At 57.7% G+C, this 2,886-nt stretch carries 2 protein-coding genes; one reads left to right on the top strand and one right to left on the bottom strand.

Features of this window, described 5'->3' with window-relative positions; translation table 11 throughout:
* Positions 1–1,188 (top strand): hypothetical protein (locus tag AC1D15_RS25200; protein WP_477828136.1); only part of this gene is annotated, 1,188 nt, incomplete at its 5' end.
* Between the two features lie 35 nt (positions 1,189–1,223).
* On the opposite strand, the gene AC1D15_RS25195 is transcribed toward AC1D15_RS25200, so the two are convergent.
* Positions 1,224–2,886: phosphodiester glycosidase family protein (locus AC1D15_RS25195; RefSeq protein ID WP_477828135.1), on the bottom strand; the 1,663-nt coding region annotated here is incomplete at its 5' end.

Below are 2,886 nucleotides of genomic sequence, written 5' to 3'. Positions count from 1 at the left end.
TTCTACAAGTGGGCGCACCAGATGTTCCTGTGGATCTCGTCGCCGGCGGCCGGGGGCATCGTGCTCGAGTCGCCGGTCTTCTTCGACATCAACTTCGACGCCCAGGGCGGCCACTACATCCCCAACACCGCCGGCGTCGCGCGCCACAGCTTCGCGGTGCGCGGCACCAAGACGCAGAGCATCCAGCCCGGCGGCCAGGCCGGTGGCGGCGACACGGTGCTGTCGATGAACGGCTCGCTGATCTATTTCGGCGTGCACGCCAATGACGTCTACGCGTGGTTCAACACCGCGGTGTCGAACAAGGTGATCCCCGCCACCGCGCCCTTCCCCAACACGCCTGCGGGGCTCGCCCCGGTGGTGAGCTATGCATCGAGCCAGGGCAGCTCGCTGCCCGATGCCAACGCGCTCGGGCTGGAGCTGAAGACGGCCTGGGTCGATGCCGCCACCGTCCCCAACCCGGCCGACTACGTGACCATCGACGCGACGGTGCCCAACTACGTGAAGACGAGCACCACGCTGTGGACGATCAACAAGCAATCGCCCACGGTCGCGAAGACGCTGGCCCTGGTGGGCATCCACATCGTCGGCGCGGTGCAGGGCCATCCCGAGATGGTGTGGGCCACCTTCGAGCACCGCAACAACGCGCCCAACAACGCGTTCTACTTCAACACCCTGTTCGGCACCACCGTGCAGGTGCCGTACAACTCGACCGGCACCTGGTCGTTCATGGCCAGCGGCGGCGCGCAGAGCGGTGCCCTTGTGCCGCAGATGACGATCGATTCCACCACCGGCAACGTTGTCGCGACCAGCGGCAACACGATCCGCCAGAACAACGTCTACCGCGTCAATCCGTGGGGCAATGCGCCCACCGCCGCCTCGGCCGTCAACAACAGCCAGCTGATCTCGCTGAACCTCGACATCCTGGTGATGCTCGGCCTGGTGGGCGACGTGCGGGCCAACTACACGCAGGTGGGCGCCGTGTGGACGAGCGACGGCTCGATCCCCTCAGGCCCCACGGCCCCGGCGCTGCGCGGCTCGCTGCTGCTGGCCAACACCACGATGGAGACCTACCACCAGGTGGTGATCCCGAACAAGTCGGCCTCGATGGGCTGCTTCGGCTGCCACTTCTCGACCACCAGCACCGGCACCAGCCACCTGTTTCCGATCAACCCGTTGCCCACCAGGTGACAGGAGTGAGCAACGTAATCGACGGCATCAACCCATCACTGGCATCTTGTCGGATCCACCTTGCAAGGATTGCTGGGAATGGATTTTCGTCCGCCAATCACCGGGGTCGCGGGAGCCGCGGCCCCGTTGATGAATGCCATTCCCAATCCGTAGGCCACATACCTGGATTCGTCATAGATAATCTTATCGACACCACTCAATGGGTTGACCCGACTTCCATCAATCGTCATGCCTGCCGCGGAATTTCCATCCATCCGGAGCGCATGGGTGGCACCAAATGCTCGAAAAACCTCGCACAATTCTGCGGCAGATGCGCTCCCGTCTGAGGTGGAAGACATGAAGATCATCTTGTTGTCGGGAGTCACGCCAAAAGCCGACCATCTATTTATATCGGAATCAGTGGTGCAAACGCCATTCTTGATGATGGAAGTCGATGAACTGACGACGCTGTAGGGAACCGAGACGCCATCCACACCGTTCGTCCACAAGGGACCATTGATGGCCTCCTTCCATTTCGGCAGTGTGCCAGGCTGAATCAGAACCGCCAATTGGTTCAAGCCGGGTGCTCCTGAATTACCTCCATTTTCCCTGTTGCTTCCCAGCACCTTGGAGTCCCTTTGCACGAACCCTCTGGCAAGGCCAGTTCCCGGGCCTTTGCCTCGATCTCCCACCCACGAAAATCCATTGATCAGGATCTGAGAGTTCCCCGAAAATGTTTCTATTTTCTGAAGAGCCAGCAAGCCAGTTGAATCCAGTGAGTCATACACTATTCCAACAATCTCGCGAGCATCGGAATTGTCCCCAATTGCAATGTGCACATAGGGCGGGATCTCCTCGCATTTCCTGAAGTACACCGCGCCTGTCGACGTCATCGATGATGTTATGGTGGGAAGGTATTGAGAAATGGATGCCACGCAATTCGCCACCCATGAAGCAGTGGACGCACTTGAGACACTTTCCTGCGACTTGAGTTGACTCTCTTCTTCGTTAAATCGAAACAACCCAGTCTTCTTCACACTCTTTCGAATGGGCTCGAAACTTGAGTTCTGACCACTTACTGCGGAGGCATCAGCGGGCTTCCTTAATGGCCTTACGAAAAGCGAACTCCTGCCCATGAAAGCAACCTCCGGATATATATCAACCATCGGATAAATATCACCAGTATTGTGCACACTCGGAAGGAATATCTGCGGTGCTGCAAGCGCCCGCGCCGCGATATCCCACTCAACGCCCATTTTCAGCTTCACTGCGGCTGCGAATGCTGGATTGTAGTAAACCGAATTTATCTCTGGGTGATAAAAACCGACGGCCGAAGACTCAGGGTAATAAACCACCCTATTCCCGCCTTGTTTCTTTTTGACCAATACAAGAATCTCTCCGCCTTGCGCCCTCCCCGAGTCCAGCTTCAAGGTTGTACTCAGATTCAGATCACCAACAACAACCTTCCCCCCCGCCACCTCATCGAAATGAACGCTCTTGATTTCATCGTCAGGGAGACGAACTTCGTAGATCAGTTCGGCCTTGCCGCTGCTTGTGTTGTACAGCCCAATTCTCTTGTTGGGCATGTCAGGTCGATAGCACGCCTTGTCAGAGCAGACGATCACGTTTCCGACAATCACATCACCGTCTGTCTTGGTGTCGTTCAGCGAAACACTGATCTTGAACCTCGAATATCCTGGATTATCGAACAGCTTCGCA

Source organism: Rhizobacter sp. P2_H2 (assembly GCF_056403375.1).
This window is presented reverse-complemented; position numbering and strand designations above follow the sequence as displayed.